Source organism: Cetobacterium somerae ATCC BAA-474 (genome assembly GCF_000479045.1).
In the GTDB taxonomy this organism is placed as follows: domain Bacteria; phylum Fusobacteriota; class Fusobacteriia; order Fusobacteriales; family Fusobacteriaceae; genus Cetobacterium_A; species Cetobacterium_A somerae.
Map to the genome: position 1 here is coordinate 16465 of NZ_KI518180.1, position 26982 is coordinate 43446.

The following is a 26982-nucleotide window of genomic DNA, read 5'->3' on the forward strand; positions in this document are numbered from 1 at the left end:
TGATAAAAATGATGTTTATTTATTTAGGAATAACGCTATATATATTAATTATGGTTGTATTAAATCTTTTTGAAGAGAAAAGATTTTTTAATCAGTTAAATGCGGCGTTAGTTATAATTCCTTTAATATTGAGATTATTAATGATAAAATAAAGAGGAGATTGTTGTATGAAAGGAAATAAAACTACAGGAGCTATACTTTTAGCTTGTTCTTTATTGATAGCTTTTATAGCAGGGAAAGAGTTTAAAAAAATGAGAGAGCCTGAGCCTATTGTAAAAGGAGAGGGAGTTACACAAGTAAAGATGTTAAGTGAGTATTTTCCAGATATAAAAGGAACTAATATGGATACTGAAATCTATGTTTTAAAAGGTAAAGAGAAGGGGGGATCTACACTTATTTTAGGTGGAACACATGGAAATGAACCGTCAGGACTTTTAAGTGCAGTATTATTTATAGAAAATGCTAAAGTTGATAAGGGAACTGTTTATGTAATTCCAAGAACTAATAATAGTGGATATACACATAATGACCCTCAAGAGGGATCGCCTCAAAGGTTTACAATTAAAACTAAAGATGGAGATAGATGGTTTAGATATGGTTCACGTGCAACTAATCCACTAGATCAATGGCCAGACCCAGATGTGTATATACACGCAAGTTCTGGACAACAGTTATCAGGAAATGAAACTAGAAATATAAATAGAGCTTATCCTGGAAGGCCTGATGGAACGTCTACAGAAAAAGCTGCTTATGCAATAGTTCAACTGATAAAAAATGAAAAGATAGACATGACAATAGATTTACATGAAGCCTCACCAGAGTATCCAGTTATAAATGCAATAGTTGCTCATGATAGAGCGATGGGAATTGCATCAAATACAGTAATGAATCTAGAGTTTGAAGATGTGGCAATAGGATTGGAGCCATCTCCTGTTAGTTTAAGAGGATTAACTCATAGAGAGTTAGGAGATTTTACAGATACATATGCAATTTTAATGGAAACAGCTAACCCAGCTCAAGGTAGATTGAGAGGAAAAACTAATGAAGCTTTAGTTGTAACTGGTGTTGATCCAACATATGTAAAAGCTCAAAAATTAGGTCGTTTATTTGTACCATTTGATGAGAAAGGGCATCCTCTTGACGAAAGAGTATCAAGACATGTTGGAAGTGTTGTAGAACTTATAAAAGTGATGGGAGAAAATGAACCTGAAAAAGAGATTATAATAGAAAATGTTCCCACAATTTTAGAGATAAGAGAGAATGGAATAGGAAATTACTTGAATAAAGTGACAAAAAATTAAGAGGTGAGTTATGGAAACTGTTGTTTTTACTTTCATAGGAATATTTTTTATAAAATTAATTTATGAGAAGATATCTTTAGAAAAAGCTAGAAAAAAAATAAAGATAGTTATTCATGTAAATGGAATAAGAGGTAAATCAACAGTTTCTAGACTTATTGATGCAGGATTAAGAGATGGAGAGAAAAGAGTATTTACTAAGGTCACTGGAACAGAACCAAAATATATAGATATTGATAATCAAGAAAAAAATATAAAAAGAATTGGAAAAGCAAATATAAGAGAGCAGATAAAAACTATAAAAAAAGCTGCAAAGTGCCAAGCAGATATATTAGTTTTAGAGTGTATGGCTGTGAAGCCAGAGTTGCAAAAGATATCAGAGGAAAAAATTGTAAAAGCAGATATAGGTGTGATAACTAATGTAAGATATGATCATTTAGATGAGATGGGTGAGAGCTTAGAAAAAATTACGAACTCACTTTGTAATATGATGCCTAAAAATGGAATTTTAGTAACTGGAGAAGAGAAAAATTTAGGTATAATTAAAGAGAAAGCTGAATTAAAAGTAACTAAAGTTTTATTCATGGATGAATTAAAAGATGAGTATAAAGAGATAGACTTTATAGAAAATGTAGCAGTAGCTTTGAAAGTCTGTGAATGTTTAGGTGTAGATAGAGAAGTAGCATTAAAAAGAATGAAAAAATATAAAAAAGACTCTGGAGTTTTAAAAGAGATAAAATTTCTAAACTCTCAAGGTAAAAAAATAAGTTTTATAAATCTTTTAGCAGCCAATGATCCTGATTCTAGTGAGAAGATTATAAAAAATTTTGAGAGTGAAGAGTTATGGACTAGAAAAAAATACCTTATGGTTAATAATAGAAGAGATAGATTAAGTCGATTAGAGCAATTTGTAAATTTTGTTGAAAAGCATGAGAAAAAATTTGAAAAAATATTTATCTCAGGTGAGAGCATAAATATTTTTTATAAGAAACTTAATAAAAATATGAATAAAGTTGAAGTTTTGAAAAACATAGAGCAATTCGATATTTTAGCTGAAGATTCAGTTATTTTTGCAGTGGGGAATATATGTGGGAAAGGAAAAGAGTTGTTAAAAGAGATTGAAAGTAGGGGTATAGATGAATGAAACTATAGTTATAATTGGGGTATTATTAAGTATTTTATTTTATGAAGTAAGTGAACTATCTCCTGGTGGACTTATAGTTCCTGGTTATTTTGCACTTTTTTCAAATGACTACAAAAGAATAGTTGTAACAATATTAGTTGCATTTTTTGTATTAATAGTTGTGAGGTTTTTAGAAAAATATCTCATAATATATGGAAGACGTAGATTTGCAATATATATTATAATAACTTTTTTACTTAAAAGATTTATAGGAGAGTTAGATTTTGAGATTTTAATTGGAGGAGAGGTAATAGGACTTCTTATACCTGCAATTTTAGCTCAAGATTTAGATAGAAATGGAGTAAAAAAGACTTTGCCAGCACTTCTTATATTAACAGGAGTTATAAAAAGTATTATTATAATAAGTGGGAGTTTTATATGAAAAAATATTCATTATATTTATTAGCAATTTTAGTTGGAATATGTTTAATCTTAGGGGATATGGAGTTTGGAGATAAGCATGAAGGTTTTGATGAGATGTTAGAAGCTAAAAATTTAATGGTAAAACTTTCTAAAGAGATATACAGTGAAAAGATAAACAGAGCAATTAATATTGATAAGAAATTAGATATTTTAGAAAGTGGTTTGATAGGAGAAGAGTTCACAGGAATAACAACAACATTAGGAGATTTAGATAGTAAGAGAATATCTACAAACCCAGAGTTTGCAGCTTATTTTGTGAAAAAATTGAAAAATAAAGGATTGAAAAAAGATGATGTTGTATATGTAAATATGTCGAGTTCATTTCCAGGTCTTAATCTGTCTTTAATATCAGCCTTAGATACTCTCAATTTAAGGGGAGTTATAATAAACTCCATAGGTTCATCAATGTATGGTGCTAATAACGAAGAGTTTACATTTTTAGAAATGATAAATTTTTTAAAATCTAAAAATATGATAAAAAATAGTGTAGAGCTTTATACGTTAGGTGGAGATGCAGACGAAGGATTAAATTTCGATGAAGATGTGAAAGGGCACTTAGTAGAGAGATTAAATGAGATAGATATTCCAAAATTAGATTTTAAAGATTTAAATGACAACATAGGGAAAAGAATAGCTTACTATGAAAAATATCCAAATCCAAAGTATTTTATAAATATTGGTGGGAATTTAGTTTCTACTAAGTTAGAAAAGTATTATGAAAGTTTAGGAATTCCAACTTTAACTATGTTAAATATTAAACAGATAGCTCTTGCTAATGGAATTTCTAATGTTAAAAATACAAAGCAACTATATGAAAAGTCTCAAAATCTTATATTTTATTTTGGGATTATATTTGCCTTTATAGGGTATATTTTGAAGATATTTTATAAAAATAAAAAATCCATTCGTTATTGAATGGATTTTTTTATTACTAGTTATACATTACTCTTACAGTAACTTTACCTTTTAAATTATTTTGTTTTGAATTTAAAACTAATTTTCCACTTATATCTTTTTCATTGTATGACTTAATATTATTAAGTTCTTTAATATAAACTTTAACTTGTTCCTCTTTAGAGTTATCTAATTTAAAATTAAGAACATCTTCATTTGACATTTTCTTAATTTCTATTTTACTAGGGTTTATTAAATTTAATCTTGTAGAAATATCAATATTTGCATTATTGTTTGAACCAAGAGTAAAAATAAAATTTAGCACAAAAAAACTAAAGAAATAGAATTTCTTCATTTTAATCCTCCTTAAAATTTAATAATAAAACTAAAATTAAATTAAAATTAAATTAAAATAAAGTAGTATTCACTTCTTTATATACTGCAACTGGCTGCCATTTTAAAGGCCCTATAGCTTTGCGTCACACAGTTTCCCATGCTTTGCCTTTATTTTAATTCTTCCAAATTAACCTACAATAAAATTGTACTATATTGTTATTTCATTTGTCAATAGCAGAAGAAATACAGCTAAATTAATATTTTCCAATGATTCCTATACCTATTTCATTTAATATTATTGTTTCTTCATCTAAAAGAGATTTAGAATCATTAGGAAGTTCCTTAAAAATTATATAACTTTTATAATTTTCACCTTTATTTAAGATATCTATTTTGTTATATACCAATTTTATTAATTTTTCCTCTTTTGATTTTAATATTATAAATTTTGGAAAACATTGAAGCATAGATTCTAAACTATTATTTTGAAACTCCTCTGGAGTCTCAAAATATGTTAGAAGTTTAACTGTTTTATCTCCGTTATTTATAAGATAAATATCTTTAACAGAATTATTATTTAAATCTAACTCTATCTTTGTAGGAGTTATAGATAAATTAAATTCACTTGATAATATGATAGTAGAAAAAATTAAATATATAAATAATAATTTTATGTGGAACACTCTCCTTTTAGCCATAAGTTTTATAGAGCTAACTCGTTTTCTAGAATTGGTTTTCCCATATAGTAACCTTGTACAAAATTAACACCAATCTCTTTAATAAAATCAAATTGTTCTTTAGTTTCAATTCCTTCAATTGTAATCTCGTGTTTCATTGTTTTTAATAGAGATACAATTCCTTTATAAACCTCTTTTCCTAAAGGACAATTAATATCTTTTAATAAACTTCGATCAATTTTAACTTTATTAATTTGAGTTTTTAAAAGAGTTTCCAGACTAGAGTTTTTCATAGGAAAATCATCCATGACAACCTTTATTCCTAATTTATTTAGCTGATTGATTCTAGTAATTAATTTTTTATAGTTAAAATCTCCTCTTTCAGTTAATTCAATTTCTAGATTAGATAAGTTACATTTTAATAGATTTACTTTTTCAAGAAATTCGTCCATTAAAATTGTTATTGGTGAAATATTTATTGCTATTTTTTTTCCATCTTTTAAATATTTTTCAATTTTTTTTAAAATTAAAAAATCTAGTTCGTGTATAGTGTCTTGTTTTTCTAAAAATTTTATCACTTTTATTGTAGAAATAACATCATTATCTTTATTATAAAATCTCGATAAAACCTCATAACTCTTTATTTCCCCGTCTAAAGAATATATCGGTTGAAAAGCAACTTTTAAAATATCTTCTAAATTAAGTTTTAAAAGATTTTCCAATTGTTTATTCATATTGTCCCCCAGTATTGATGTATTTTCTATAATTATTTTAGTTCTATATTTAAATAAAATTGTCCTGTATGTTCACCTTCGATAGCTTCACTAGTGTTTGTAAGTGTACTATTTAATATGAAATAGCTATTTCCAGTAGATGTTTCTTTTTGCTCAGGAGTTACTGAAAAATTGCTAGCTATAATTTTAGAACTTTTATTTTCATTTTCAAGCTCTACTTTATCCATAGCTGGAACTAGAGTCAATTCTTTACTAGATAAATTTTTTATAACTATTTTAGAAGTAGCAGCTTTTGAGTCATCACCTTTTAAAACTGTTCCAAAATCTAAAACTTCTTTAGACACAATTTCAAAAGTTGGAGTATTTATCTTTCTAAACTTTATTGGTGGATACTCAATAGATAATGTATTCCCAAATTTATCATTTGGAATATTTATGTTTTTCTCTGAATGTCCAGGACCTGTAGAACTAGGAATTAAAGATATATTAAGATTATTTCCAGTATATGGTATATCAATAGTATCATTTCCATTATTAATAGGAAGATAAGCATATTCTATAATTTTTTTTATTACTTGTTGTGGAATAGCTATTTTCAACTCGCCACTAATTGTTGCTGCTGCTAAAGTCACAAATCTTTCAGTATCATCAATTCCTAAGTTACCAGTTAATTTTTTTCTAAAGAAGGGAGTGTTAATCTCTTTCAAATAAGGATAAATTTTGAAGTTTTCTTCATTAATATTTAGATAAATGTTATTGATTTCCTCGGGACCATTAACATTAGTATTGTCGCTTGAACTATTTGTTACGGTGTATCCCCACTCTGAAATACTTCCTATTCCTATAGCAGAAAGTAGTTTTGCACTACCATTAGTACTACCTATCGTTTCTAAAGAAATAGTTCCCAGAGAAATAGTGTAATATCCGTTTTCGTATGTAATTATATTTTCATCTATTGTATAATCTTTTAATTTACTAGTGTATCTAAAGTATGTATTAAAGTCATTATACGTAGATTCCTTATTCTCAATAAACTCAGCTCTGTAAATCTTTTCAACTAGTCCTGTTTTGTTATTAATTACTCCTAAATAGAATGTTTCAGGCTTTAAATCATAGGATACCTCTAAAACCTTTTCTCTGTTTTGTTCAATTAGACTATAACTTATATTTTTTAGTTTGATTTTTTCACCATTTCTTAATTTAACTCCTTGTTCGAAAACTCTATTCATTTTAAACTTCTCATTTTTTTTCATATAAGTTGCAGCATTGTCTAAATTTTCTAAAATAAAAATCTCATAGTTATTGCTATCAGTTACAATCTTCTTTTTTTCTGCAGCTTTTTTTAAATCTTTAAAATCAAAAATTATTTTATTTTCGTTCTCATATATTACCCCAGTTATTTTTTCTGTTTTTATTTTTAGAACTTCAATATCTAAATTAGCTTTCTCTCTTTGTGGAAGAGCTTCAATTGTTGTAACTTCATTTTTTGAAAAGCTAGTTAAGAAAATACAGATAAAGAAACTGAAATTAATTAAAAATTTATTTATCCCCCTCACTCTCCCCGTTTTGTTTTTTATTTTCCTCAAAGTATAATATCTGTCCTGGATAAATATCCCTACTATTTTTTAGATTATTTATTCGAAGTAGCTCTTCTAAAGGTATTCTATACGAATTGGCAACCTCTTCCAAATGCTCTTTTCCTTTAATGACATAGTAATTTTTACTGTTCGAAGGATCCCCCTTGCCTATTCCAATAACTAATGTGTTTTTTTCTTTTATTTTTATATCATAATTCAAATGAGAATTTCCTAAAACAAAGGAATTTAAAATAAAAATTCCCATAAAAATTTTATATATCATTTATGTTCCCCCTTTTCTTATATTGAGATACAATAATAGGAATATATCCTACATATTCTCCTTCAATATCAATAACTTCCCCTTTATTAATATCTTTTCTATCTAAAACAGCGTAAAAAGCAAATTGCTCTCTCTCTTTAGTTATGATTATCTCTTTTTTAGATGATTCCATTCCTAGCTTTTCTACCTTTAGCCATTTTCTACGATTAGTCATAAGATTATACTCTGGAAATTCAAACATTATTTTTTTCCCAAAATCTTCCTCTTTATTATCTGTAAAAACTTCAATGATTCCCTTTCCTAGAATTTTATCTTTGTCTAAATGAGTAGTATTGATGCTTTTAAATCTCATAGGCTCAGCTATTCTAACCTTTATTTCACTAAAAGTTAACTTTTGAATACTAAATAGAAATACTAATAAAATTAATTTTTTCATATCTATTTCCCATCCCTAACTTCAACTGTTATATAAACTCTTTTTCTATGTAGTCCCTCTTTTGTAATGTTTGAACCATCAATACTTAAAATATTATCATCGACAACTTTTTTATTTATATATTTAGGTGAGTATATTCTAGTATCAATATTTCCATCATTATCTAAATCTAACTCTTTTTGAGAATACTTTAGCATATAGTAATCTTTTTTCTCAGGCTCTTTATTCATCTCAATTTCAAATGGAATATCAAGTTTTTGATTATCAATAACCATAGCTTTGATTTCAACATCTGATATAATTTCTAAAGGTACTATAACTTTAACTTTACTCTCCATCATAACAGTAGAGATTTTTTCTAAAACCCAAACATCTTCATTTTCATCAACTTTTTCCACTGGTGAAGCAGGAATTAGTGGAATCATAGGCATTGATAGATTTGAGTTAGCAACTGGAGGTCCCATTGTTTCATCTGAAGGAAGTGTCATTATTCCCTCAGATGAAAAAACTACCAGTTGTGTTAATATATAAAAAAGTATAAATAAAACCTTCATATTTTACCCCTATTTTAATTTTTTAAAAGTGCTATTCCTTTTTCTCTAAATTTTAGAACAATTTCATTGTCTTTTGCCTCGATATATTTTAAATCTATTGTTTCTATTAAAGGTGGAATATTTAATTTATCTCCAAGATAAGTTATTTCTACACTATAACTTTCAGTTAATAATCCACTCACATAGAAAATTCCGCTTTCATCTGGAATTGTATTTTCTAAAATTTTTCCCTCTTTATCTTTTATTTTGATAATTGTATTATCATAAATGTCTTTTATATCATCATCACTCAGATTTAATTTTTCATCAACGATAAATACTCCAGATAAAGTTACCATAGCTTTTAAAGGAATAAAAGCTTCAATAGTTCCTGTATTTGTTCCACGAACTGCTACTTTATTACTTCCCAAAGAGTATGATGGTTTTCTAATTTTAGGATTTAAATCATATAAAATTCCATTTGGAACCCCAAAGAAATATGCTTCTCCTTCATCACCTGTAACTTCTGTTTGAGAACCAATTTTAATCTCTACATTATCAACTAATTTTTCTCCAGAATCATATATATTATTACTATTTTCATCTACAAAAGCTATAACTTTAACTCTACTTGAATTCATACTTTCAACATTTCTAGTTATATCTTTTAAATCAACAACTTTATCTACTCCAAGTTTATAGTTTTGTTCACCATTTTTTCCAGCAAACATTCCAGCACTTAACCAGTTGTCATAGTTTAGATCGAATCTAAAGGTAAATCTTGATTCATCCCTATTTGAATAGCTAAACTCTATAGAAAAATCCAGAGCATCCCAGAGATTTTTATTCATAAGAGTTAAAACACTTTCGAAATCTTTTCCATTGTCACTCCATCTATTATTTAATCTAGTATTAACATAATGTAGCCCAGTGTAATAAAGATTGATTGAATATTCATCTCCATCACTGTTTCCAGTACTATATTCCCCTGTAACAAGGAGGTCTCTCATTAAGTTTTTATAAATTGAAACCCCAATATCATAGTTTTTTTCAGTACCTTCATTATAATAGTCATTTATATAGTAGTTACTATCAATTGAATAACCATTTCCTGGATTATATTCTATTGTATAAGATCTTACTGTTTCAAGATCATAGTATAATCCAAAATTTTGATATTCTGTTCTCAGCTTAACGTTGTTTATTTGTATTTGAGCCTCTAAGTACTCTTTTGTTCTTTGGTCTTTTCCTTTTTCTCCTCCTAGAACTAAAGTATAGGGCATTCTAAAAACATAGTTAGAATAAACAGCTTCAGCATTAAAGAGGTCTAAATAGTCAATCTTTTCATTAGAAGTATCAATACTTCTAATATATCCAGTTCCTAAAGTAAGATTTTCAGTTAGACCATAGTATATATTTCCTTCGCTAGCGTACTTTCTAGAATCATGGTCCTCTCTTATTTTGAAATCATACTCAATCTCACCTTTGTTTTGTTGTCTAAAATCAACAGCTGTATTGATATCTATTGTGTATATTTTTCCATTTGGTTCATAAACTCTTAAAGTATATTCTCTATCATTTTTTATCTCTGAATTTTGAAACTCTACAATACCATTTTCAGCATATTGAACAGCAATGGGAAAACCTAAATATAGTAGCTCTACTCTACTACCAATAGGAACATTTTCTCTAATAACAATGTCTTTTCCCACATAAAAATATCCTTTTTCTTTTTTTAAGCTAAGACCTAACTCTCTTTCCACTGTTCCATAACTTCCAAATTCAAGTGAATGATTTTTATAAATTTCAGGATAGTAAAGGTAAGTATCACCTAACATTTTTTCTTTTACATCATAAGACGTAGTAAGTTCACCATAAAGTAGATTACCTTGATATTCTAAGTCCCCAGTCCATCCTGTTTCAAAATTTTCACCTTTACTCTTTGATAACTCTCCTTGAACATTGAATCTCATATATCCAATGTCAAATAATCTATTTTTATTAGTATAAATAATCTCATTTTTATTTTCTCTTGTGAACTCGTTATCCAATCGATTTTCTAAAGAGGTGTCAATTTCAAAGGGAGTACTAAATGTTAATTGAGTTTTAAGAAGCAATTTTTTTGTATCGATTTCTAAAGAGTTTGTGAAAATCTCTTTAAATAATTCTATCTCAACATAAATCTCATTACCCTCTCTAAGTATTGCAGATTCATTAAACTGTATTTTTCTATTGGGATCACTTAAAGTTGCCACCTTTTGTTCCCAATCTATATCTATTTTATGTAGTTCTTTTCCAACTTTCATGGAAATTCTATTTTTTTCAAAGTCATAATTTTTAAATCTAATGATATTTAAAAATTCTATTAGTGGGATATAATCATAACTATCTTTTTTTAAAAGTTTTAAATGAGTTCCTCTAACTCGTCCATTTACTATAACAGAATAAACCATCTCATCGTTTATAAAAGAGGTACCTTCTAACTCAGCTTTTAAAATCTGATACTCCTCTTCTGTTATAAGGTTTTGAGCTTTAAAAATCTCTAAATCTTCTAAGGAGTAGTCCATTGAATATGTAGTTGTAAATAGAATCAACCCAGCTCCGAGAAGACTCATTAGAAACCGACTATATGTTTTTTGCATTCTCTATCCCCCTAAATAGATTTTAAATTTTGATTTTCATAATTACAGATTCATTTTCTTTTATCAATAAAGTATTGTAATTTTTAATTTTTTTAAAAATAGCATCATCTTTAATCTCTTGATTAAACTCTTTTAAATCTATTTCTTCATTTATTAAAACTCTTTTGTTCCCCAATAAAAAACTATTTTTATTTCTTGAATCACTTAAATAAAATGAGAATGTTCCACGTCTATTTCCCATGTTTTTTATTTTTCCAGAAAACTCTAGTTTTTTGTTTTCTTTTTTAACTGCTAAATTTTTTAAAGTTAAACTACTTTTTAATTCCCCCACATATCCTACAATCTCCATTTTAAGATTTGTTAAAACTTTAAGAGTAGAACTTTTGCTTTTTATCTCTTTTTCACTTATAACAGGCATCTCTTTAACACCTAAGACTGTAGTATATTCCCCGACTTCAGTTCCTCTAGGAGCTTTTATAAAAACTTTTAAAATACCTTCTTGTCCAGGCTTTAAATTGAGAGTTTTAGGGTAGTATTCAACCCAGCTGGTCATATCTTTTTCATTTTTACTACGCTCTACAGAAAAAAGATATTTAATTGAAGAACTAGTTCCATTATATAAATAGTATTCTTCAATCTCTCCAGCCCCTCCTATATTTTTATCAAAGTTCACAGGATGGATATTAACATATGAGTATACTTTAGAGAATAAAATCATAAGTATAATGAAAATATTTTTTTTCATAGTTTCTCTCCTTAAAAAAGCCTCTAAAGTTCTTAGAGGCTTTTAAATTTTTAGTTATCTTGTTCTACCTGCTGGTGTTCCATCAACTTCAGGTACCTTACTAAATTTAACACTTAGTGTTGATGTATTAGAGTAAGCTCCCTCTAGTAGAGTAAGAGTAGGATTACTAATTACTCCTGCAGCAATCTCTGAATTTAAGCTAACTTTTACAGCAGTTGCTCCTTGTAATGTAGCAAATTGGTTAGTTTTTGTAACTGATGTTTCAGTACCTCCTATTTTTAAGACATTGCTAGAACTTGTAGCACCAGTAGGTACACCAGCACCAGTACCTATAGTAGCTGTTAATGTATGAGGAATTTTAGAACTGCTATTTACTAAATTACTATTTCCTGCAAGAGATATCTCTAAAATACTACTAGTTGGAAATGCGCCCCCATTACTTTTTTTAATATAAATATCTCTATCTACAGATGAAGCAGCAGGATTTGTTTTTAAGATTGTTCCATGATCTAATTCAATTGATCTAATTGCAGCAGCATTTTCCGTATCTTTTTCTGTTATAATAAGTCCCGAATCAACTATAAATGCCTTTGTTGTAATATCAATTTGATTCTCTCCAGTACTCCCAGCTTCTCCTGTTGATGCCATAATTGTTGCTGATAATGCTAATAATCCTAATAAAACCTTTTTCATTTTTATTCCTCCCTATGTTATCTATATTTTTATTTTGTTAATTGTCCTATAGTTTATATCTTCATATATCTCTATTTCATATGGATGATTCTTTTTCATTCCATTTAACTCTAAAGTTATTTTTTTATTTTCCCCTGCATATATACGTCCTAAGGTATTTCTAACTGTAGTTTTATTTTTACCCTTAACCTGCACCCCAAACTCTACACCTCTTTGACTAGATGGATTTTTAAGAGCAATATCTAATTTTGTCTTTCCATTCTCTTCATAGATTTTATAACTATCTACTTTTATTAAAGGTTCTAAGTTTCCAACATATCCAATCATCTCTAAAGAGGCATTTATTCTAATTCCCACATTAGATTTTATTCCTGTGCCATCTTTTTTTATATTAGGAATTGATATTAATGAACTATCTAGATGAAATCCATACTCTCCATCTTTAACCTCTTTAGGTGCTTTAGCAAAAACTTTTAAAAGCCCAGTTTCTCCTGGTTTAACTGTTAAAATTTTTGGATAAAACTCTACCCATTGACTCATATCTCCTCTTATACTACTCCCAGGAGACACAGCAAATTTATATCTTAGAGTTTCTAATCCATTATTAGGAAAATAAAATTCTTGATAACCCTCACCGTTATCTATTCTTTTTTCAAATCCATCAGGCATTATATGAAAACTGTAAGAAATGATGTTTAAAATTATAAAAAAAAGTGTAATTAATTTTTTCATGCTCCCCCCATTATAAAGTTAAAAAATTTGTAAAAAAAAAAGTTGCACTTATTGTATATTAATACAAGTTGTGCAACTGGCTACCATTTTACAGGCCCTATAGCTTTGCGTCCTCAAATTTCTTTGAGTTTGCCATATTTTATTTATTGTGGAATTTTATTATAGATGATTTTATAAATAAATTCTATTAGAAAATTTTTTAAGTTTTTATAAAAAATTTTCTAGTATAAAAAAATAAACATAATAATTTTAAGTTTATTTTCCGCAAAAATTATTATGAATAAAATCAATTAATTGTAATTCCACTTCATTTAAAATTTTATCCTGTCTATAAACTGTGAATTTGTTTAAAATAATAAATAGTTCCATATATAAAAAATTGACAAAATAGTCTTAATAAAGTATATAAAGATACTGAAAATAAAAAATAGGGAGGAGTGAATGGAAAGTTATCTATTAGAAGCTAAAGATATTAGAAAAATTTTTCCAGGAGTTGTAGCTTTAGATGGAGTAAATTTTTCATTAAAAACTGGAGAGGTTCATGCTCTTTTAGGTGAAAATGGAGCAGGAAAATCGACTATGATGAAAATTTTTTCAGGTGTTCATCAAAAAGATGGCGGAGAAATCTATATAAAAGGAAAAAAAGAGGAGATAAAATCACCGATACACGCAGCAGAGCTAGGTATTGGGATAATTTATCAAGAGCTAAATCTTTGTCCTCATCTTTCAGTAGCAGAGAATATATTTTTAAGTAGAGAGTTTGTAAATGGAGTTCGTCTAGATAGAAAAAAAATGGAAGAGGAAGCTGGAAAGCTTTTGTTTACATTGAAATCTAATATAAATCCAAAGGAAAAAGTTAAAAACCTTTCAATATCAAATCAACAAATTGTAGAAATAGCAAAAGCGTTATCACAGAATGCAGATATTATAATAATGGATGAGCCAACTTCATCTTTAAGTGAAAGAGAGATTGCTCAACTTTTTGAAGTTATAAAAGAGTTGAAAAAAGCTAAAAAAGGTATTGTTTATATATCACATAAATTAGATGAATTAAAAGAGATAACAGATAGGGTTACTATATTTAGAGATGGAAAATGGGTTGTAACAGATAAATTTAATAATTTAACTTTAGATGAAATAATAGCTTTTATGGTTGGAAGAAGTGTGGATGAAAAATTTCCAAGAATAGATATGAAAAGAGGAGTAGATAAAATTTTAGAGATAAGAAATTATTCTAAAAATAACTATTTTAAAGATATAAATATGGAACTTTATGAGGGCGAGGTTTTAGGAGTTGCTGGATTGGTTGGAGCAGGAAGAACAGAACTTTGTAAAGGTATTTTTGGTGCTTATGGAAAATGTTCAGGAGAAATCTATATAAATGGAAATCAAGTTAATATCTCATCTCCAATGGAAGCTATAAAAGAGGGTATATCTTATATCGCAGAGGATAGAAAAAAAGAGGGTCTTGCCATAAATATGAGTGTTGTTCAAAATATAAGTTTTCCAATATTAGATAAAATAAGTTCAAAAATTTTAGGTAAAATAAGAAAAAAAGAGCTTTTAGAAAAAAGTGACTCAATGGTAGAAGCGTTAGCTATAAAAACACCTACAGTTTATCAAAAAGTAAAAAATCTTAGTGGAGGAAATCAACAAAAGATTGTAATAGGAAAGTGGCTTTTAAATAATCCTAAAATTGTTATATTTGATGAGCCGACTAGAGGGATAGATGTAAATGCAAAAATTGAAATCTATAAGATAATAAATCAATTAAAAAAAGATGGAATAGGAGTAATAGTTGTATCTTCAGAACTTCCTGAGATTTTGGGAGTTACAGATAGAATAGTAGTTATGTGTAACAAAAAAATTCGTGCAAATTTAAATACAAGAGAGACTACTCAAGAGGAGATAATGCACTACGCTACAAAATTTAATGATTAAGGAGGGTAAAGTGAGTACAAAAATTGGAGTACTAAAAGAGGTTAGGGGAAAAGTTGGAGAGGAAAACTTTCAGATTTTATCAGTATTAAGTGGATTAGTGGCAATGATGATATTTTTTTCAATGGCATCACCATATTTTTTTACAATGAACAATATGATGACAGTAGCGTTACAAACATCAATTATAGCTATAATAGCTATTGGTCAAACTTTTGTACTTATAACAACTGGAATAGATTTATCAATTGGATCAAATATGGCTATAGCTGGAATAGTAACATCTCTTGCTTTAGTTAATGGAGTTCCAATGATAATAGCTATTATGTTAGGATTGATAACTGGAATTATATCTGGTCTTATAAATGGATTACTAATAGTTTTAGGTGATTTACCACCATTTGTAGTAACTTTAGGAAGTATGAGTATAGTTAGAGGATTGGCTCTTGTAATAACTAATGGAATACCAGTTAGTGGCTTACCAAAAGCTTTTAGATATATTGGAAATGGAAAAGTTTTAGATGTCCCATTTTCTGTAATTATTATGTTTTTATTAACAGGTATATTTGGTTTTATTCTTTCTAAAACAAAGCTTGGAACACATATATATGCATGTGGAAGTAATATTGAAGCGGCTAGATTATCAGGAATAAACACAAAAAAAACATTGATTCAAGTTTACGTATTTTCAGGATTTTTAGCAGCGTGTTCTGGAATAATATTAGCCTCTAGAATAGCTTCAGGACAACCAAGTGCAGGGATGGGATATGAACTATTTGCAGTAGCTTCAGCTGTAATTGGAGGAACAAGTTTAGCTGGAGGAGAGGGAATAATAACAGGAACACTAATTGGAGCTCTAGTAATTGGAGTTTTAAGAAATGGATTAAATTTAATGGGTGTTTCAGCATTTCTACAAGAGATTTTAATTGGAATAGTTATTATATTAGCAGTATTTGCTGATAGAATTAAAAGAAAATAAAAGTTAATTGAGGAGGGAGTAAATGAGAAAGGTTTCAAAGTTACTATTATTATCATCACTATTTTTAGGGTTAGCTACAGGTGCTTTTGCACAAAAGAAGTTTGTTTTAATAACTATGGATTCAATGGATGAGCATTGGTTATCAGTAAAAAAAGGGGCAGAAACTAAAGCTAAAGAGTTAGGGGATGTGGATATTATATTTAGAGCTCCAGCGGGAAAAGTTGATCCAAATGAGCAAACAAGAATGGTTGAAGATGCTATAAATCAGAAAGTAGATGCAATTCTTTTAGCACCATCTGATAAATCTGCATTGGGACCTGTTGTAGAAAGAGCTATTGATGAGAAAATACCAGTTGTTATAATAGATTCTCCAGTTGATGCAGAAGGGTATGTAACATTCCTATCTACAGATAACTATGCAGCAGGAGCTTTAGCAGCTGATACTTTAGCAAAATTAGTTAATGAAAAAGGAAAAGTTGGAATTATCAATGCTCAGCCAGGAGCAGGAACAGCTATAGCTAGATCTTCTGGATTTGAAGATAGATTGAAAGAGAAATATCCAAATATGAAAGTAGCAGGAATTCAATATTCAAATGGAGATAAAGCTGTAGCATTAAATCAAGCTACTGATATGATGACAGCAAATCCAGATTTAGTAGCATTTTATGGTTCTAACGAAGGATCAACAGTAGGAATTTCGAGAGCTTTAGAGGAAAGTGGAAATATTGGAAAAATTAAGTTAGTAGGATTTGATTTCTCTAAAGATACTATAACTGGATTAAAGAATGGTTCTATTCAGGCTTCTATGGTTCAAAATCCTGAGAAAATGGGATATGATGGAGTAGCGGCAGCTTATGATAATATAAATGGTAAAGAGGTTCCAAAGCATGTGGATACTGGAGTTAAAGTTGTAACAGTAGGAGATTTAAAATAGATGAATTACTATGTGGGAATAGATATAGGAGGCACTAAAATAGCAACAGTTGTTGCTGATAAAAATTTTAATATACTTAATAAAAAAAGGTTTTTAACTGCAGAAACTAAATTACCTTTAAAAAGTATAGAAAGAATAGTGGAGAATATAGATATTCAATTGAAAGAGATGGCTATAACTAAAGAGGATATTTTAGGAATAGGTATAAGTTGTGGAGGTCCACTAAATAGTAGGGAGGGAGTGATACTTTCTCCCCCTAATCTTCCAGGATGGGACAATGTTAATATAATAGAGATTTTAAAAAGCAGCTTTAATACAAAAGTATATTTACAAAATGACGCAAATGCCTGTGCTTTAGCTGAATGGAAACTAGGAGCAGGTAAAGGTTTTGAAAATTTAGTTTTTTTAACTTTTGGAACTGGAATGGGAGCAGGACTGATACTAGATAATAAATTGTATTGTGGAAAACAAGATTGTGCAGGAGAGGTTGGGCACATTAGATTAAATACTACAGGACCAGTTGGATTTGGTAAAGCTGGGTCTTTTGAAGGATATTGTAGTGGTGGCGGAATAGTAAAACTTGGAGAAATATTTTTAAAAGAAGAGTTAGGTAAAGGATATTCTGGCCCATTAAAAGAAAAGTATGAAAGAGGTTCTATAGAAGCTAAAGATATATTAACATTGGCCTTTGAAGGAGAGATATTATCTAAAAAAATAATAGATGAGAGTGCAAGGCGATTAGGTCAAGGTCTTTCAATATTAATAGATATATTAAATCCTGAAGCAATCGTAATTGGAAGTATCTATAGTAGATGTGAAAATCTGTTTAAACCTATTGTCGATTTAATTTTAGAAAAAGAGTGTATAAAACAATCGTTAAATGGTTGTAAAATTGTACCAGCAGAGTTAAGTGAAAATGTTGGAGATTTAGCAGCTATAATAGTAGCTAGTGGAGAGTATTGAAAATATAAAAAATTGCAGATTTTATGCTGCAATTTTTTTAATTTCTTAACAAAAACTTGCTACTAATAAAAAAAAGAATTACAATAGTGTTAATCTGTATAATACAAAATCAGGAGGAGATTAAATGAGATTAAAAAATGTGGTGCTAATAGGAACTTTAACAACATCGTTTTTATTGGCTAAAGAGGTGGATATAAAAATAATATCTAGCTCAGATGTACATGGAAGAATTATTCCTTGGGAATATTCAGGAGATTCATATGTTTCTGGAAGTTTTAGCCAAATAGATACATATGTGTCAAAAGAAAAAGAAAAGAGTAACAATGTTATTTTAGTTGATGTTGGTGATGCAATTCAAGATAACTCTGTTGAAAAGTTCTCAAAAGTTTTTCCAAATCCAGTAGCAAAAGTTATGAATGTAATGGAGTATGATGTATTTGTTCCGGGAAATCATGAGTTTAACTTTGGATTAGATGTTTTATCAAAGTACACACAAGATTTTAAAGGCAAATCTTTGGCTTCAAATCTTTTTTATAAAAAAGATGGGAAAGAGTTTTTAGAAGGATCTACAATAATGGAAAAAGATGGAATTAAAGTTGGATTTATTGGTGTAACAACTCCTCTTATTACAAAGTTTGAAGCAGATACAGGAAATGTAAAAGATTTAGAAGTGATGGATTCAATTCCAGCTATAAAAGCACAGGTTGAAAAACTAAAAGGAAAAGTTGATGCTATAGTTTTAGTTGCTCATATGGGATATGATAATGAGAATGGTGTTCCTGGAAGTGGAGTAAAAGATATAGCAAATGCAATTCCAGAAATAGATGTTATCTTATCAGGGCATGCACATAAAGAGGTTTCAAGTATAGTTGAAAATGGTGTGGTAATAACAGCACCTTATAAATATGGACAAGATTTATCAATAGTTGATTTAAAATTTGATACTAATAAAAAATCAAAACTTGTATCAAAAGAGGCTAAAACTGTTTCTTTAAAAGGTGTTGAAAATAGTGAAAGAGTAGATAAAATATATGCTCCTTATCATGAAAAGTTAAGAGAGGAAGCTAACATAGTTATAGGAAAAGCAAGTAATCCTCTTGTACCAAAGGATAAGGTTAAAGGAATTCCAAGCATCTATGTAGAGGATACAGGACTTGCCACTTTTTTACATAATGTTATGTTAAATTATAGTGATGCACAAGTTGTTGCACTTTCTTTAGATAGAGATGACTCTAAATGGGATGCAGGGGAGGTAAAGAAAAAAGATATTGCTTATAACTATCGTTATACAGGTGGAGAGATTACTGTATATGAATTTACAGGGAAAGACCTAAAAAATTATATGGAGTGGTCAGCTGAATATTTTAATACTTTAAAACCTGGAGATTTAACAATAAGTTTTGATTTAGATAAAAGAGCTTTTAAATATAGCTTATATGATCAATTTGGTGGAGCACAATATAAGATTGATTTAAGAGAGGAAAAAGGAAATAGAATAAAAGATTTAAAACTTATGGATGGAACTCCAATAACAGATGATATGAAAGTTAAAGTTGGAATGAATTCATATAGATTTGATATGTTAGCTAAAAAAGGTGGAATATTTGAAAATAGAAATATACCTATTTTATGGGATTCTAAAACTGCTTATGGGAAAACAGAGGGGACTATTCAACAACTATCTATGAAATATGTCCAAGAGAAAAAGGTAATTGATGGATTGCCAGATAATAACTGGGAAATAATAGGACTACCAGGAGATAAAAATCAAGCTATTGCAGTTGAACTTATAAATGAAGGAAAAATAACTCTACCAAAAGAGGGAAGAGCTACAAATATAAGATCAATAACTGTTGAGGATATAAAAAATAAATAAAAAATATTAAAGCTGTGGAGAAATCTACAGCTTTTTTGCTTAAGCAAGATAGATATGATACAATATATAAAAAAGTTAGAATAGGGTGATGTTTTTATGGGAAAGAGATGGAGTGAAAAAATTAAAGATTTAGAAAACGCTGTTTCAAGATTAGATGAAGCCATAAAAGATAGTAAAAAAATAGAGTTATCAACACTAAAGGATGGAGTAATTCAAAGATTTGAATTCACGTTAGAGTTATCTTGGAAAATACTAAAAACATATCTAGTGAATGAAGGAATAGATTGTGTGAATACACCAAAAAGTGTTATGAGAGAAGCATATAAAGCTGGAATTATAAAAAATGGTGAGATTTGGATAGAGATGATAGATGATAGAAATTTAACATCACATATTTATAGTCAATCAATGGCAGATGATATATATTTAAGAATAACAAAAAAATATTTTAAAGAATTAGATTTGTTATTTCACTTTTTAAAGGAGATGAACTTTTAAATGAAGTTTGGTTTGAAGGAAAGAGAGTTAGATGAGATAAAAGTTTTGTATTATCTATTTCCTGAGATAGATGAGATTGTTATATTTGGATCTAGAGCAAGAGGAGATTACAGTAGAGTTTCAGATATAGATATTGCGATAAAAGGTGATGTAGATAAAATTATGTATAAAATAAGAGATTATTTTGAGGAAAGTAGCATAATATATACTGTGGATGTTGTAAATTATATATCTATAAGCAATCAAGATTTTAAAGAGAATATAGATAGTGAAGGTGTAATTATTAATGGTTAAAGCTGTGGAGAAATCTACAGCTTTTTGCTTTATAGTTGACATATATGATATAATACTTCAGATTTAAATTTAATTATTTTATTGGAGGGTATATTTTGAAAAAATTATTACTTAGTTTTTTACTTATTTCGTCATTGGTTGTTGCTCAAGAAAAAGCGACACTACTATATTTTAATGACTCTCATGTGATTTATCCAGTTGTAGATAAGCATGGAGAGAGAGGAGGAGTTGCTAGAGCTAAAACTTTAGTTGATTCTGTAAAAAAAGAAAATAAAAATACTATAGTGCTTCAAGGTGGAGATTTAGGAGGGGGAGTTTTATTTGGAGCTGTTTATCATGGATTTCCAATGATTGAAGCTTTTAATAAAATGCCTATAGATATTTCAAATTTTGGACAACATGAGTTTGATTTTGGAGTAACTGAAGCTAGAAACTTAGTTAATAAATCTAAGTTTCAATGGATAAGTACTAACTTAAAAGAAAGCTCAGGAAAGCCTTTTAATAATTCTAAAGAGTATATTGTAAAAAAGATAGGAGATTTTAAAGTTGGATTTCTAGGAACTACTGATGGAATGGAAACAACAATTCAAACAACTGAAATTTATCAAGAGGATATAATAAAAAGCATTGGAGAAAATTTAGAAAAACTAAAAAAAGAAAAAGTTGATTTCATAGTTCTTTTAACTCAATCAGAACCAGAGCTTAATATAGAGATTTTAGAAAAATATCCAGAAATAAATGCAGTATTAGCAGAAGAAAAATCTGAAAAATATAATTTTGTGACATATGTAGGAGAAAAGCCAATTGTCTCTCCACAAGGAAATATGGGATCTATTGTAAAAATTGATATATTTAAAAATAAAGATGGAAAAATAAAACAAAATCTAGAATTTTTGCCAGTGGATAATTCTGTTCCTTCAGATAAGGAGATGTTAAAATTGGAAGAGTTTTATAAAGAAAAATTAGATAGAGATTTAGGAACTGTTATTGCAAAAAACAATGTAAAACTAGATTCAGGATTTGGAGAGAATCATCATGCTAGATATGAGGAAAGTAATGTAGGAAATCTAATAGCAGATGCTTATAAAAATCACTTTAATACAGAGATTGCATTTATGAATGGTGGAGGAATTAGAGCAAATATAGAATCTGGAGATTTTAGATTAAGAGATGCAATATCAATTCTTCCATTTTCAAATAAAGTTGGTGCTTTTAAATATAGTGGAAAAACTATAGTAGAAGCATTGGAACATGGAGTTAGTAGTGTGGATAAGAAAGCTGGAAGATTTTTGCAGGTTTCAGGAATGGAATATAGTTATAACCCCAAAAATGAAGTGGGATCAAGAGTAAGCAATGTTACTATAAATGGTAAACCTATTCAATTAGAAACTATTTATACAGTTGCTCTTCCTTTATACATAAAAAATGGAGGAGACGGGTTTCAAATGTTAAAAAATACTATGGGAGTAGTAGAGATAGATTCAGAAAAAAATATTGATTCAGATATCTTTATTGATTATGTGAAAAAAATAAAGGTGTTAAACCCTAAATTAGAGGGAAGAATAGTTGTAAAATAAAGGAATTGCAGAGTAAAATCTGCAATTTTTTTTAATCAAAATTAAGAGGAAAGAGGTAAAAACTAGACTAAAGTATTTAAAATATGGAGTTTATATAAAAAAAGACTTAAAAATAGGTATGAAAATGTAGAGTTACTATTTTGAAAACAAAAGTACAGAAAAATGACGCTATTAAATGAGATTTAAGGCGTTCGTTTGAAATTGACCTAGTTAGAGTTAAGAAGACAAAAAAATGATATATAAAGCTATATAAATGATATAGAAAGGGTATATATAAAATGTAATACAAATCAAGGAAAAACAGTAATTTTTTATTTGACATATTGAAAATAATGAGCTATATAGCTATATTAACAATATAAAAATACAAGGGGGAAAAATTATGAAAAGAAATTTATTTTTATTAGCTGGAGCTTTAATGATGGGTACTTTTGCTAATGCAGAAGTAAAAAAAGATGTTAAGTTTACAGAGGTACCTTATGGAGCCTGCTCTAAAGAGATGACTGTAGAGGTAAAAGATGGGAAAATAGCATCATTTTCAGCAGTGAAAGGATGTCCAGGAAACTTAAATGCAATATCTAAATTGCTACCTGGAATGGAAGTAGATAAAGTTATCGCTCTTTTAGATGATAATCCATGTTCAGGAGCTCCAATAAAAGGGTTATCTTCGTGTATGGATAATTTAGTTGAAATGCTAAAATATCATGTTAATGGAGAGGGAGAGGGACATGTGGCAGAGTTAAGAAAAAAACAAAAAGCTCAGAAAATCGCATTCTCTTACAATGGGCATGTTTGCTCAGGTTGTGGGCTATGTGATGCTCAGTTCTCATAAGAATTAAAAAAATTAAAAAGGTGCAAGTTCATTTAGTTTTGAACTGCACCTTTTACTTTTTATGAGAGGAAAATATGACTACTCTTTAATTATATGAAGAGAATTAATATCCAATCCAAACTCTATTTTTTCTCCAACTTTATATATTTTTTTATTCATGGGATTATTTAAAGAAACTTCAATTTTAAAGTTAGAATCAATGAGAATCTCATACTCATGATGTCCTCCCATAAACATACTTCTTGTAACTAGTCCATTCATTTCAGAAGCACCAATTAAAATAGTTTCAGGTCTTGCTAGAACTTTTACCGTAGAGTTTATCTCTAATTTTTCATTGTGCTCTACCTTGTACTCTTTTTCATAAATTTTAACAATTGTAAAAGTTTCAGAAGATTCTAAAACAATAGCTGGAAAAATATTTGCTTTTCCAATGAAGTTGGCAACAAATTCGTTGATAGGTCTTTGATAAACCTCTATTGGAGATCCAACTTGTTGAATTTTACCATCTTTCATTATAACAATTTTATCTGAAAGTCCCATTGCCTCAGATTGATCATGAGTTACATATATTGATGTTATGCCAACTTCTTGTTGGATTTTCCTAATCTCGTCTCTCATATGTATACGAAGTTTAGCATCTAAGTTAGAAAGAGGTTCATCAAATAGTAAAACTCCAGGTTCCATTACTAAAGCTCTAGCTAAAGAAACTCTTTGTTGTTGACCTCCAGACATTTGGGATGGAACTCTGTTGGCAAAATCCTCCATTTTCATAAGAGAAAGTATTTTATTTACTCGTTCATTAATCTCTATTTTAGATAATTTTTGTAACTTTAATCCATAAGCGATATTATCAAAAACATTCATGTGAGGGAACAGTGCATAGTTCTGAAAAACCATTGTAGTATCTCTTTTATCAGGAGTTATTCGCTCAACATTTTCATCTCCAATGTAGATATGACCATCTGTTGGAATTTCAAAACCAGCAAGCATTCTTAAAGTAGTTGTTTTACCGCAACCAGATGGCCCAAGTAAACAAACAAACTCCCCAGGATTAATATCTAAATTAAAATTATCTACAGCTTTAACTTGTCGATCATCATCTGTTAAAAAAATTTTATTTAAATTTTCAAATTTAACTCTTTTAGCACCCATATTCTATCTCCTATTATTCTGTAATTTCATCGATTCCCATCTGTTTTAAGACCATTTTCATAATTCCAATAACCAAGAAAACAACGATGATTAAAATTGTACAATATGCTGAAGCAACACCTATTTTTCCTACATCAATTTGATTCATAATAGCAACTGTTAGAAGATTATAATTTGCAGAAACTAAGAATATAACAGTACTAACTAAAGTCATGCTTCTAACAAATGCGTAGACTAATCCACTAAAAAATGCAGGTTTAACCATAGGAAGAGTAATAGAAGTAAATACTTTCTTACTATTTGCACCTAAAACCATTGCAGCTTCTTCAATAGATGGATCAATTTGTTGAAGGGCAGCCATACCAGAACGAATTCCAATTGGCATATTTCTCATGATAAAAGCTATTATTAAGATAGTTGCAGTTCCAGTTAAAATAAAAGGTTTGGTATTATACGTGATAACATAACCAAGTCCAACTATAGTTCCAGGAATTGCAATGGCCATCATTGTAGAAAATTCTATAAATCCTTTTCCAATAAACTTTCCTCTAATTATTAAAAATGCAATAATCATAGCTAAGATTCCAGTTATAGGAGTAGATATTAAGGATAAAATAGTTGTATCAATAATAGGTTTCATACCTAAGTCAAAAACATATTTATAATGATCTAAAGATGGAGAGTAGTTTATTCCCCAAAGTTTAACAAGAGAACCAATAGGTATTGTGATATACATCATAAGTACAAAAATAGTTAAAAGAGACATAATTATAAAAATAGGCAATGTTATAGATTTTTCCTTTATTTTTTCACGTTCTCTAGAAACTTTTCCAGTTACAGTAACATAAGACTTTTTACTTATGTAATATTTTTGAGTTACAAATATAGAAAGAGATATTAAAACGAGAATTATAGAAAGAGCAGTGGCACTTCCCATATCATAGTTTCCTATCCCTTGAAGATAAACCTGAACAGCAACAGTTGTAAAGTTTCCACCAATAACCATAGGATTACTAAAATCAGCTATAGTTTGAATAAAAATAACTAAAAAAGCATTGGCAATTCCTGGAATCATTAGAGGAAAGGTTATAGTTTTAAAAACATCCCACCGAGATGCACCTAAATCCCTAGCAGCTTCTTCTACAGATGGATCAATTCTTTGTAATAAGCCTATTAGCATCAAATATGCAACAGGAAAAAAGGTTAAAACTTGTACTAAAACTAATCCGTGAAAACCATAGATATCAGCATTTTTTATTCCTAGAATTCCTCGTGTTATAAAACCTCTTCTTCCAAGAAGTAAAATGGCAGATAAAGCTACAACAAAAGGTGGTGAAACTATAGGAAGAATAGCGACACTATTAAAAATTTTCTTCAGAGGTAGTTCTAAATAAGTCATACCATAGGCAAAGAAAAATCCAATTCCAGTAGAAAAAATAGAGGTTACGATACCTAATAAAATGGTATTTTTGATGATATTTAAACTTTCAGGAAGGTTCATAACCTCTATATAATGTTGGAAAGAAAAAGTATTATTAGCAGTAAAACTTTCCTTTAAAATATTGAATAAAGGAAGTATTGTAAAAAGTAATATAATAACTATTACAAAAATAATTGTAGAGAAAAGAATAGGGTCATTAAAAACTTTTTTGAAACTTTTGATTTCATTTGAAATTTTTAATTGAACCTTTGTTTTATTTTGTACATTCATATAGTTATCTCCTTACTATTTTGTAGGAACTTCAGCTTTTGTAGCTTTACTAAATTCATCTAAAAGATTTTTTCTATTTTTACCAGCCCAATCAAAGTCGTACTCTATTAGTTTTGCTCCTTTAATCTCTTCAACTTCAGAAGGAGGAACAGCAGTTGTATTTGTTAAAAATTGATAAGAACCTACAGTTTGTCCAAGCTCTTGTGCTTTTTTAGATAGTGACCAATCCACAAATTTTTTAGCTGAAACTTGATCTGGACCATTAGCTAAAACAGCAACTCCACCAATTTCAAAACCTGTTCCTTCAGCAGGTGCAGCCATTATAATATCTTCATATCCTTCTTTTCTATATTTTATAGCATCGTGTAAAAAAGTGATTCCAATAGCAGTTTCTCCAAGACCAACCATTCTACCAGGAGCAGTTCCAGATTTTGTATACTGTCTAACTTGTCCATTAAGTTTTTGCATATATTTCATTCCCTCTTCAGGTCCCATAAGTTGAATAACAGTAGCTAACATTGTATATGCAGTGCCAGATGAACCAGGATGAGCTGTAACAATCTCACCTTTATACTCTGGTTTTAAAAGATCTTGCCAAGATTTTGGCATTTCAACTCCTAGTTCTTTTAAAACTTCTTTGTTAGCAACAAAACCTAAATACCCTACATAGATTCCTGTCCAAACTCCATTTGGATCTTTAAATTTATCACCAATATCAGTAGCATTTGGAGATTTATAAGGTTGAATAAGTCCCTCTTCATTAGCAGCTACAAAAGCATCAATAGGTCCTCCATACCAAACAGAAGCAGTCATATTATTTTTTTCAGCTCTAACTCTAGCTAAAATTTCTCCACTACTCATTCTAACGAATTTTGTTTTGATTCCAGTTTCTTTTTCAAACTCTTTAGCAGCTGCAATTGCGTGGTCTTCCATAAGTCCAGCATAAATAAGCAGTTCACCAGTCTCTTTCTCTTCGGCTGAAAAAATACCAATAGATAAAAGTAAAGAGATTAAAAGTGTAAAAATTTTTTTCATAATATAC

General features: G+C 28.8%; 28 protein-coding genes and 2 riboswitches. Of the genes, 14 read left to right on the forward strand and 14 right to left on the reverse strand.

Annotated elements, in window-relative coordinates:
* The first annotated feature begins 8 nt into the window (after positions 1-8).
* From HMPREF0202_RS15345 to pgsW, 5 genes are read left to right on the forward strand one after another with little or no spacing between them, the layout of a single operon-like run.
* On the forward strand, positions 9-152 hold the full coding sequence (locus tag HMPREF0202_RS15345; RefSeq protein ID WP_023050537.1) for a hypothetical protein: 144 nt from the start codon (positions 9-11) through the stop codon (positions 150-152).
* 15 nt (positions 153-167) lie between these two features.
* Positions 168-1301: a M14 family metallopeptidase gene (locus HMPREF0202_RS09220; RefSeq protein WP_023050538.1), complete on the forward strand. Its 1134-nt coding sequence runs from the start codon at positions 168-170 to the stop codon at positions 1299-1301.
* Positions 1302-1311: 10 nt separating this feature from the next.
* Positions 1312-2442: a poly-gamma-glutamate synthase PgsB gene (gene pgsB / locus HMPREF0202_RS09225; protein WP_023050539.1), complete on the forward strand. Its 1131-nt coding sequence runs from the start codon at positions 1312-1314 to the stop codon at positions 2440-2442.
* Positions 2435-2863, forward strand: a complete 429-nt coding sequence (gene pgsC / locus HMPREF0202_RS09230) for a poly-gamma-glutamate biosynthesis protein PgsC (protein WP_023050540.1) — start codon at positions 2435-2437, stop codon at positions 2861-2863. Before pgsB ends, pgsC begins: the two co-directional genes overlap by 8 nt.
* Complete coding sequence (gene pgsW / locus HMPREF0202_RS09235) at positions 2860-3819, forward strand: poly-gamma-glutamate system protein (RefSeq protein WP_023050541.1); 960 nt, start codon at positions 2860-2862, stop codon at positions 3817-3819. The genes pgsC and pgsW overlap by 4 nt, the downstream gene beginning before the upstream one ends.
* A 16-nt stretch (positions 3820-3835) precedes the next feature.
* Here the strand turns inward: pgsW and HMPREF0202_RS09240 are convergent, their stop codons facing one another.
* From HMPREF0202_RS09240 to HMPREF0202_RS09290, 11 genes are all read right to left on the reverse strand, one after another.
* The gene (locus HMPREF0202_RS09240; RefSeq protein WP_023050542.1) at positions 3836-4153 is read right to left on the reverse strand and encodes a hypothetical protein; all 318 of its coding nucleotides are present in this window, start codon (positions 4151-4153) and stop codon (positions 3836-3838) included.
* Between the two features lie 82 nt (positions 4154-4235).
* Positions 4236-4311: riboswitch (cyclic di-GMP riboswitch) on the reverse strand.
* A 77-nt stretch (positions 4312-4388) separates the two neighbouring features.
* Entirely contained in the window at positions 4389-4832 is a 444-nt protein-coding gene (locus HMPREF0202_RS09245) for a hypothetical protein (RefSeq protein WP_023050543.1), read from the reverse strand.
* Between the two features lie 5 nt (positions 4833-4837).
* Positions 4838-5545 (reverse strand): EAL domain-containing protein, encoded by a 708-nt coding sequence (locus tag HMPREF0202_RS09250; RefSeq protein WP_023050544.1) that lies wholly within the window; start codon positions 5543-5545, stop codon positions 4838-4840.
* Between the two features lie 32 nt (positions 5546-5577).
* Complete coding sequence (locus tag HMPREF0202_RS09255) at positions 5578-7101, reverse strand: hypothetical protein (RefSeq protein WP_023050545.1); 1524 nt, start codon at positions 7099-7101, stop codon at positions 5578-5580.
* Positions 7085-7405: a LysM peptidoglycan-binding domain-containing protein gene (locus HMPREF0202_RS09260; RefSeq protein ID WP_023050546.1), complete on the reverse strand. Its 321-nt coding sequence runs from the start codon at positions 7403-7405 to the stop codon at positions 7085-7087. The genes HMPREF0202_RS09255 and HMPREF0202_RS09260 overlap by 17 nt, the downstream gene beginning before the upstream one ends.
* Positions 7395-7841, reverse strand: a complete 447-nt coding sequence (locus HMPREF0202_RS09265) for a hypothetical protein (RefSeq protein WP_023050547.1) — start codon at positions 7839-7841, stop codon at positions 7395-7397. Before HMPREF0202_RS09265 ends, HMPREF0202_RS09260 begins: the two co-directional genes overlap by 11 nt.
* Positions 7842-7843: 2 nt before the next feature.
* Positions 7844-8395: a hypothetical protein gene (locus HMPREF0202_RS09270; RefSeq protein ID WP_023050548.1), complete on the reverse strand. Its 552-nt coding sequence runs from the start codon at positions 8393-8395 to the stop codon at positions 7844-7846.
* 14 nt (positions 8396-8409) lie between these two features.
* Positions 8410-11016, reverse strand: coding sequence for a hypothetical protein (locus HMPREF0202_RS09275; protein WP_023050549.1), 2607 nt, complete (start codon positions 11014-11016; stop codon positions 8410-8412).
* A gap of 22 nt (positions 11017-11038) precedes the next feature.
* Positions 11039-11761: a hypothetical protein gene (locus HMPREF0202_RS09280; protein ID WP_023050550.1), complete on the reverse strand. Its 723-nt coding sequence runs from the start codon at positions 11759-11761 to the stop codon at positions 11039-11041.
* Between the two features lie 54 nt (positions 11762-11815).
* Positions 11816-12454, reverse strand: a complete 639-nt coding sequence (locus tag HMPREF0202_RS09285) for a hypothetical protein (protein ID WP_023050551.1) — start codon at positions 12452-12454, stop codon at positions 11816-11818.
* A gap of 21 nt (positions 12455-12475) precedes the next feature.
* The gene (locus tag HMPREF0202_RS09290) at positions 12476-13186 is read right to left on the reverse strand and encodes a hypothetical protein (RefSeq protein WP_040407093.1); all 711 of its coding nucleotides are present in this window, start codon (positions 13184-13186) and stop codon (positions 12476-12478) included.
* 68 nt (positions 13187-13254) lie between these two features.
* Positions 13255-13330: riboswitch (cyclic di-GMP riboswitch) on the reverse strand.
* 297 nt (positions 13331-13627) lie between these two features.
* Between HMPREF0202_RS09290 and HMPREF0202_RS09295 the strand changes: the two genes are divergently transcribed.
* The 9 genes from HMPREF0202_RS09295 to HMPREF0202_RS09335 all read left to right on the forward strand — a co-directional run bounded on the left by HMPREF0202_RS09295 (position 13628) and on the right by HMPREF0202_RS09335 (position 23077).
* A complete protein-coding gene (locus tag HMPREF0202_RS09295; RefSeq protein WP_023050553.1) occupies positions 13628-15127 on the forward strand; it encodes a sugar ABC transporter ATP-binding protein in 1500 nt (499 codons plus the stop codon).
* A gap of 10 nt (positions 15128-15137) precedes the next feature.
* Entirely contained in the window at positions 15138-16103 is a 966-nt protein-coding gene (locus HMPREF0202_RS09300) for an ABC transporter permease (RefSeq protein ID WP_211231174.1), read from the forward strand.
* A gap of 22 nt (positions 16104-16125) precedes the next feature.
* Positions 16126-17037, forward strand: coding sequence for an ABC transporter substrate-binding protein (locus HMPREF0202_RS09305; RefSeq protein ID WP_023050555.1), 912 nt, complete (start codon positions 16126-16128; stop codon positions 17035-17037).
* Complete coding sequence (locus HMPREF0202_RS09310; RefSeq protein WP_023050556.1) at positions 17038-18000, forward strand: ROK family protein; 963 nt, start codon at positions 17038-17040, stop codon at positions 17998-18000.
* 124 nt (positions 18001-18124) lie between these two features.
* A complete protein-coding gene (locus HMPREF0202_RS09315) occupies positions 18125-19876 on the forward strand; it encodes a bifunctional metallophosphatase/5'-nucleotidase (RefSeq protein ID WP_023050557.1) in 1752 nt (583 codons plus the stop codon).
* Between the two features lie 96 nt (positions 19877-19972).
* Positions 19973-20374, forward strand: a complete 402-nt coding sequence (locus tag HMPREF0202_RS09320; RefSeq protein ID WP_023050558.1) for a nucleotidyltransferase substrate binding protein — start codon at positions 19973-19975, stop codon at positions 20372-20374.
* Complete coding sequence (locus tag HMPREF0202_RS09325) at positions 20375-20668, forward strand: nucleotidyltransferase family protein (protein ID WP_023050559.1); 294 nt, start codon at positions 20375-20377, stop codon at positions 20666-20668.
* 95 nt (positions 20669-20763) lie between these two features.
* On the forward strand, positions 20764-22245 hold the full coding sequence (locus tag HMPREF0202_RS09330) for a bifunctional metallophosphatase/5'-nucleotidase (protein ID WP_040407095.1): 1482 nt from the start codon (positions 20764-20766) through the stop codon (positions 22243-22245).
* 382 nt (positions 22246-22627) lie between these two features.
* Positions 22628-23077, forward strand: a complete 450-nt coding sequence (locus tag HMPREF0202_RS09335; RefSeq protein ID WP_023050561.1) for a TSCPD domain-containing protein — start codon at positions 22628-22630, stop codon at positions 23075-23077.
* Positions 23078-23155: 78 nt separating this feature from the next.
* Here HMPREF0202_RS09335 and HMPREF0202_RS09340 read toward each other — a convergent pair whose 3' ends face one another.
* From HMPREF0202_RS09340 to HMPREF0202_RS09350, 3 genes are read right to left on the reverse strand one after another with little or no spacing between them, the layout of a single operon-like run.
* A complete protein-coding gene (locus HMPREF0202_RS09340) occupies positions 23156-24229 on the reverse strand; it encodes an ABC transporter ATP-binding protein (RefSeq protein WP_023050562.1) in 1074 nt (357 codons plus the stop codon).
* A 13-nt stretch (positions 24230-24242) separates the two neighbouring features.
* Entirely contained in the window at positions 24243-25940 is a 1698-nt protein-coding gene (locus tag HMPREF0202_RS09345; protein WP_023050563.1) for an ABC transporter permease, read from the reverse strand.
* Between the two features lie 15 nt (positions 25941-25955).
* Complete coding sequence (locus tag HMPREF0202_RS09350; RefSeq protein ID WP_023050564.1) at positions 25956-26975, reverse strand: ABC transporter substrate-binding protein; 1020 nt, start codon at positions 26973-26975, stop codon at positions 25956-25958.
* Positions 26976-26982: the final 7 nt, after the last annotated feature.

Bases quoted from the DNA above. Each gene is read 5' to 3' on its own strand.
- pgsW (WP_023050541.1), top strand. From the start codon at position 2,860: ATGAAAAAATATTCATTATATTTATTAGCAATTTTAGTTGGAATATGT.
- pgsC (WP_023050540.1), top strand. From the start codon at position 2,435: ATGAATGAAACTATAGTTATAATTGGGGTATTATTAAGTATTTTATTT.
- HMPREF0202_RS09265 (WP_023050547.1), bottom strand. From the start codon at position 7,841: ATGAAAAAATTAATTTTATTAGTATTTCTATTTAGTATTCAAAAGTTA.
- pgsB (WP_023050539.1), top strand. From the start codon at position 1,312: ATGGAAACTGTTGTTTTTACTTTCATAGGAATATTTTTTATAAAATTA.
- HMPREF0202_RS09325 (WP_023050559.1), top strand. From the start codon at position 20,375: ATGAAGTTTGGTTTGAAGGAAAGAGAGTTAGATGAGATAAAAGTTTTG.
- HMPREF0202_RS09290 (WP_040407093.1), bottom strand. From the start codon at position 13,186: ATGAAAAAATTAATTACACTTTTTTTTATAATTTTAAACATCATTTCT.
- HMPREF0202_RS09285 (WP_023050551.1), bottom strand. From the start codon at position 12,454: ATGAAAAAGGTTTTATTAGGATTATTAGCATTATCAGCAACAATTATG.
- HMPREF0202_RS09245 (WP_023050543.1), bottom strand. From the start codon at position 4,832: ATGGCTAAAAGGAGAGTGTTCCACATAAAATTATTATTTATATATTTA.
- HMPREF0202_RS09240 (WP_023050542.1), bottom strand. From the start codon at position 4,153: ATGAAGAAATTCTATTTCTTTAGTTTTTTTGTGCTAAATTTTATTTTT.
- HMPREF0202_RS09275 (WP_023050549.1), bottom strand. From the start codon at position 11,016: ATGCAAAAAACATATAGTCGGTTTCTAATGAGTCTTCTCGGAGCTGGG.
- HMPREF0202_RS09250 (WP_023050544.1), bottom strand. From the start codon at position 5,545: ATGAATAAACAATTGGAAAATCTTTTAAAACTTAATTTAGAAGATATT.
- HMPREF0202_RS09340 (WP_023050562.1), bottom strand. From the start codon at position 24,229: ATGGGTGCTAAAAGAGTTAAATTTGAAAATTTAAATAAAATTTTTTTA.
- HMPREF0202_RS15345 (WP_023050537.1), top strand. From the start codon at position 9: ATGATGTTTATTTATTTAGGAATAACGCTATATATATTAATTATGGTT.
- HMPREF0202_RS09320 (WP_023050558.1), top strand. From the start codon at position 19,973: ATGGGAAAGAGATGGAGTGAAAAAATTAAAGATTTAGAAAACGCTGTT.
- HMPREF0202_RS09260 (WP_023050546.1), bottom strand. From the start codon at position 7,405: ATGATATATAAAATTTTTATGGGAATTTTTATTTTAAATTCCTTTGTT.
- HMPREF0202_RS09270 (WP_023050548.1), bottom strand. From the start codon at position 8,395: ATGAAGGTTTTATTTATACTTTTTTATATATTAACACAACTGGTAGTT.
- HMPREF0202_RS09280 (WP_023050550.1), bottom strand. From the start codon at position 11,761: ATGAAAAAAAATATTTTCATTATACTTATGATTTTATTCTCTAAAGTA.
- HMPREF0202_RS09335 (WP_023050561.1), top strand. From the start codon at position 22,628: ATGAAAAGAAATTTATTTTTATTAGCTGGAGCTTTAATGATGGGTACT.
- HMPREF0202_RS09345 (WP_023050563.1), bottom strand. From the start codon at position 25,940: ATGAATGTACAAAATAAAACAAAGGTTCAATTAAAAATTTCAAATGAA.
- HMPREF0202_RS09220 (WP_023050538.1), top strand. From the start codon at position 168: ATGAAAGGAAATAAAACTACAGGAGCTATACTTTTAGCTTGTTCTTTA.
- HMPREF0202_RS09315 (WP_023050557.1), top strand. From the start codon at position 18,125: ATGAGATTAAAAAATGTGGTGCTAATAGGAACTTTAACAACATCGTTT.
- HMPREF0202_RS09310 (WP_023050556.1), top strand. From the start codon at position 17,038: ATGAATTACTATGTGGGAATAGATATAGGAGGCACTAAAATAGCAACA.
- HMPREF0202_RS09295 (WP_023050553.1), top strand. From the start codon at position 13,628: ATGGAAAGTTATCTATTAGAAGCTAAAGATATTAGAAAAATTTTTCCA.
- HMPREF0202_RS09350 (WP_023050564.1), bottom strand. From the start codon at position 26,975: ATGAAAAAAATTTTTACACTTTTAATCTCTTTACTTTTATCTATTGGT.
- HMPREF0202_RS09305 (WP_023050555.1), top strand. From the start codon at position 16,126: ATGAGAAAGGTTTCAAAGTTACTATTATTATCATCACTATTTTTAGGG.